This window comes from Mycobacterium nebraskense, from assembly GCF_002102255.1.
In the GTDB taxonomy this organism is placed as follows: Bacteria; Actinomycetota; Actinomycetes; order Mycobacteriales; family Mycobacteriaceae; genus Mycobacterium; species Mycobacterium nebraskense.
On record NZ_LQPH01000072.1, the window covers coordinates 1 to 4445 of the forward strand.

At 63.9% G+C, this 4445-nt stretch carries 4 protein-coding genes and 2 pseudogenes; all 6 read right to left on the reverse strand.

The features are described 5' to 3' along the window. Positions 1-243: 243 nt before the first annotated feature. The 6 genes and pseudogenes from AWC17_RS07990 to AWC17_RS08015 all read right to left on the reverse strand — a co-directional run bounded on the left by AWC17_RS07990 (position 244) and on the right by AWC17_RS08015 (position 4096). Positions 244-525, reverse strand: a complete 282-nt coding sequence (locus tag AWC17_RS07990) for a type II toxin-antitoxin system RelE family toxin (protein WP_052955269.1) — start codon at positions 523-525, stop codon at positions 244-246. Continuing rightward, positions 522-791 carry a type II toxin-antitoxin system Phd/YefM family antitoxin gene (locus AWC17_RS07995; protein ID WP_047322047.1) on the reverse strand — a complete coding sequence of 90 codons (270 nt, stop codon included), beginning with the start codon at positions 789-791 and terminating at the stop codon, positions 522-524. Before AWC17_RS07995 ends, AWC17_RS07990 begins: the two co-directional genes overlap by 4 nt. Before the next feature lie 115 nt (positions 792-906). Further along, positions 907-1572: an RES family NAD+ phosphorylase gene (locus tag AWC17_RS08000; protein WP_047322046.1), complete on the reverse strand. Its 666-nt coding sequence runs from the start codon at positions 1570-1572 to the stop codon at positions 907-909. Then, entirely contained in the window at positions 1569-2156 is a 588-nt protein-coding gene (locus AWC17_RS08005; protein WP_047322045.1) for a hypothetical protein, read from the reverse strand. The genes AWC17_RS08000 and AWC17_RS08005 overlap by 4 nt, the downstream gene beginning before the upstream one ends. 848 nt (positions 2157-3004) lie before the next feature. Next, a pseudogene (locus AWC17_RS08010) lies at positions 3005-3163 on the reverse strand (SAM-dependent methyltransferase); the annotation flags it as partial. A gap of 7 nt (positions 3164-3170) precedes the next feature. Then, positions 3171-4096, reverse strand: a pseudogene (locus tag AWC17_RS08015) (SAM-dependent methyltransferase). Positions 4097-4445 lie beyond the last annotated feature (349 nt).

Genomic DNA, 4445 nt, shown 5'->3' on the forward strand with positions numbered 1-4445 from the left:
GCCCCAGATTCAATGAGAAAGACACGCACTTACCCCAGATTCAATGAGAATGCCCCAGAATCAATGAGAACGGACAGCCGGTAGAGCCGCCGGGTCGGTGCAATTGTTGCACTCCGTCGTCAACACGAATCCGTTGATGCGCCAGCACTATTCGTCACAGTGACGAATAGTGCTGGCCTCGTCGGCCTGGTTCGTCGACAGGGCCAGCGCCGCGGAAGTGCACCGCTCACACTGGCGGGCCGCTCATGGTTGGCGGTAGATGTGTGCGCGGTGCTCGATGCGACCGATCAACAGGACCCGGTCGTCTTCGAGAATCCGGAATGCGACGCGGTAATCGCCGCGCCGGGCGACGCGCCAGCCAGCGAATTCGAAGCTCAACGGTTTGGATAGCCGGTTCGGGTCGGTGGGCAGTGTGCCTGTGATGAATTCGGCGATCGCTTTGGCGACTTTCAGCGGTAGACGGTCGAGTGCCCGGATCGCGGTAGGCGAGAAGTGAACGGACCAGGACGCTTCTTCGCAGCTCACCTGAGTCCGTATCGCCGGCGGATCTCCTCGCCAGTGACGGTATTGCCGGCAGCGTAGTCGGCATCGGCCTGCGCGAGGTCTTCGGCAAAACCGGGTGTTCGCAGTGCGTGCAGCGTCTCGTTGAGTGAATCCAGATCGTCGGCAGACATCAGGACCGCGGCGGCGCGCCCGTGTCGGGTGATCTGAATGATTTCGTGGGTGGTGTCGGCCTCGTCGACGAGCGCGGAGAGCTTGTCCTTGGCCTCCGAGAGCGGTACGTTCTTCATGGTAAAACTATAGCCTAATTATTAGCCGCCACCTAGCCTAACAGTTAGCCGATAATGTACGGATGGTCAACCAATTGCCGCCGGAGAACCGGCGGGTTATCGGCTCGGGCGCACGTCAGATGACGGAGTAGCCGAGCCGTTCCGCGGTGCCGGCGAGCCGCGAGACCAAGGCGGGATGTGTCAGTGGCAGGGAGATGGTCGGCCGTTGGGGCATGGCGGTGGCGCCGGGCAAGAAGAGGGCTGCGCACGGGTGGCCGGCGAATCGGCTGTTGTAGCGAACGCCGTCGAGATCGGGGAACGCTTCGACGATGGCGCGCGCCCACCGTTGTGTGATCGGGTGCGGAGCGGTCGACATCGCGAAGGTTCCTCCGGCCCTGGTTGCCCAGGCCCCGTCACTGTCGACGGCCAGATCGAGCAGGGACAACGTCCGGGTGAAGGCAAGCCCGGTCAGGTACGGACGGACGCGAGCACGGTCGATTGTGCGATCGCCTTGGAAGGCCTCGGCGATCGCTGCATCGAGTGTGCCTGCCCCATACCACACCGCGCAGTCGGCGTGTTCCCGAGCGGGCTCGGGATGCGGATCGAAGCGCAGCACTGGGCCGTAGTGGCGGAATTCGTTCCACGCCAACACAAAATCGCCTTCGGTGCGGTGCACTCGCCACCAGGTCTCCGACGAAGAGACGATGCGAAGCTCCGCGTCGCGGATGCCGATCTTGCGCAGCTGCGATCCAGGCGGCGGATCAGGCAAGGTTAAATGAGGCCAGGTGGGGCCAGGCGTCATCGGCTGGCCCAGTCGGCCGCCTCAACAAGGCGCAAGACCGGGTCGACGTCGCCGCCGCTTTGAAGCCACTCCAACGGGTGTACCGGGCGACTCTGCAGCGCCAGATCCGGATGGGGGGTACGCAGGAACCCCGCGACTGCCACCGGATGCAAGTTGGGTGCCAGTGCGACGAATACCCGGTCCAAACCCCGAATCTGCTTGTGGGGCAGGCCTGTCTGCGGGTCAGTCTCGAACTGCAGCGCCGGAAATACCCAGGCACCATTGTCATTGATCGCCCAGAGCGTCCTGGCGAGCCGGCGCTGGCGCACGCGCGATTCGTTGACGTTCAACGCTATCGCCACTTCGCGGGCCGAGTGGGCGGTGTTGACGAGCAGTGCCACGTGGGCCACCGTGTCGGCGGCAACCCGCGCGTATGCATCCGGGTCTTCCGTGAAACCGGCGTCATCGAGGAGGCGCGCCTCATCCGGGGAAAGCTCGGCAGCCCAGGGCCGGATGGCCGGGAGTGTCTTGAGCGCGGCGAGCATGTCGTCGCGGCGGAGACGGAACTTCTGATACAACAAGACGTCGAGCTCGTCAGCAGTCATCACTCACACACCTCCACAGGACTAACGTTACTTAACAATGTACGCTATCGTTAGCCACCGGGCAAGGCCGGCTCGGCGTCCGTGAGCAAACCGACTCCCGGACAAGCATGACTGACGTGGGAGGGGTGGGGGCCGGCGATCACCTTGACAGGGCATGACATGTCGCCGACGGCCGACTTGCGTCCTGTCGGTGTGCCAACGGTTGTCGATCGCACGGTGACGCGGCGTGCGCCTATCGGCGACCGAGTTATGGAATGCACTGTGTTGTCGATGGTTTCGCTGAACTACCACCACAGCGGAATACGTCACTGTGACGAAAGACGGTCGGTACCAGCTAGTTCGATGATACCCACCCCAATGTGCCAGCGGCGACGATGGTCTGGTGCGCAGCGACCGGCGACCCGCTTCGCGGTGAATCTCTAGAAGCCGGTGTCGATCTTCTCCTGAGCGAACCCTGGTGTTGCGGCGGCTTGCCCCCGGCGGCGGGTGTAGGTGCGGGCACCTCACCGTGTCGGCGTCCAGCACCAATCATGCTTGTCTAGCAACGCGTTTTACGCGCTATCATGGATAATCTACATTATCCATGAATAGGGCCGCGGGCCGGCTCATTACTTGCTGAGGCATGACTGGTGCCTCCGGAGACAGGCCGGCGTCGTTCGCAGCACTCCTCGCTCACCGCGGCGCACGTAAGCGACGCACAATACGAAGGTTGGGTCTGGGTCCGAATCCGCAACCAACCGATTCGCGCTCCACACCCGATCACGCAACAGCGGTCACCCGCCATCGTCGAAGCCTTCCCCGAACTCGAGCCGTCGGGGGCTTCGAGTTCGCCGTCGCGCAGACGGACGAAAGTCGACGCCCGCGGCGCGTACCAGCGGGTCGGCGAACGGGTCGTTGATCAGCGGCTCGGGTTCGATGCTGGCCAATACGCGCGGTGCAGCCACTATCGTCGCCGCCGCCCGCACGCTGGAAGCTAGATCCCGACTGTCGCTGTCGCTGCGTGCCATGGTGCTCCTAGTTCAGGTCGGCCCTGAGATAGACCACTTCGGCGAACGAGGCATCTGCAGCATCGATCGGTGGCAGCCCGCTCTCGGCTAGCATGTCCGCGTTGCTGCGGACAGCGGTCTCCCACGCACGGGTGGCGAAAAAGGCAGCCACGTCCGACCGACCGCCGAAATACAGCAGTTCAGCAAAGTCGAGATCGAAACCGAGTTCTCGCCACCAATTGGACTGGTTCCCCGTGCGCCGCCGGAATTCGTCCTCATCGAGGTCATCGGCGTTGGTGGGATGCCAGTGGGTGGCGAAGCGGCTGCCAGACACGCTGAGCTTTACCACCTGGTCGAGCAGCCGGTCCTGAGCGTCGGCAGGCAGGTAGCCGAGCAGCCCTTCGGCGATCCAGGCGCTCGGCAGCGCTGGATCGAAACCGGTCCGTTGCAGTGCCGCCGGCCAGTCGTCGCGCAAGTCGATCGCCACCGTGCGCCGATCCGCCATTGGCTGTGCGCCCAGTTCGGCTAGCGTCGCGGTCTTGAATTCAATCACCTGCGGCTGGTCGACTTCGAACACGATGGTGCCGGGCGCCCACGGCAACCGGTAGGCGCGGGCATCCAATCCTGAGGCCACGATGACGGCTTGCCGGATGCCGTCCCGGGCGGCGTTGAGAAAGAAGTCGTCGAAATACTTGGTGCGCACCGCCATCCAGTCGATCATCGCCCGCATGCCTTTTGCCGCGTCGGCGCGGAGGCCTTGGAGCTCACCGGTGGCGAGTTTGGTGCAAAAATCAATCCCCACCCGGCGGACCAGCGGCTCGGCGAATGGATCGTTGATCACGGCGTCGAAGCTCTGCCGGCCGCCGCTCGTGCGGCAGCCGCAACGGTGGCTGTGGCCCCGACGCTGGTCGCCAGGTCCCACGTGTCGCCGTCGAACCGCGCGCTGCCTGCCATCGCTACTCCTGAACATCTGGGTACTTAGCCAACGTAATGATCTACCGAAACTGTACGCCTCGCTGCTGACCGCCGCTGCCGACGCTGTTATTCTCGCGAGATTCGGGCCAGTCACGACCGGCACTGGCGGCGTGGGTTCGTCCGGTCACCCGGCGCTCGACTTTCGTCTGATCCTTTAAGCCCGCTGCGGCTCGGTCCATCAGATCCCGGGCGATGACCGCGATTTCGGCTTCCTGGGCCTTCTAAGTGCCCATGCAGTGGCTACCGTCGGGTCAGTGTCAGGGTGAGGTGCCGCTTGTTGCGGTGGTTGGATCCTGATCACCTGATGTTTGGCTCGTACCGTCGGTGC

Bases quoted from the DNA above. Each gene is read 5' to 3' on its own strand.
- AWC17_RS07995 (WP_047322047.1), bottom strand. From the start codon at position 791: ATGAAGAACGTACCGCTCTCGGAGGCCAAGGACAAGCTCTCCGCGCTC.
- AWC17_RS08000 (WP_047322046.1), bottom strand. From the start codon at position 1,572: ATGACGCCTGGCCCCACCTGGCCTCATTTAACCTTGCCTGATCCGCCG.
- AWC17_RS08005 (WP_047322045.1), bottom strand. From the start codon at position 2,156: ATGACTGCTGACGAGCTCGACGTCTTGTTGTATCAGAAGTTCCGTCTC.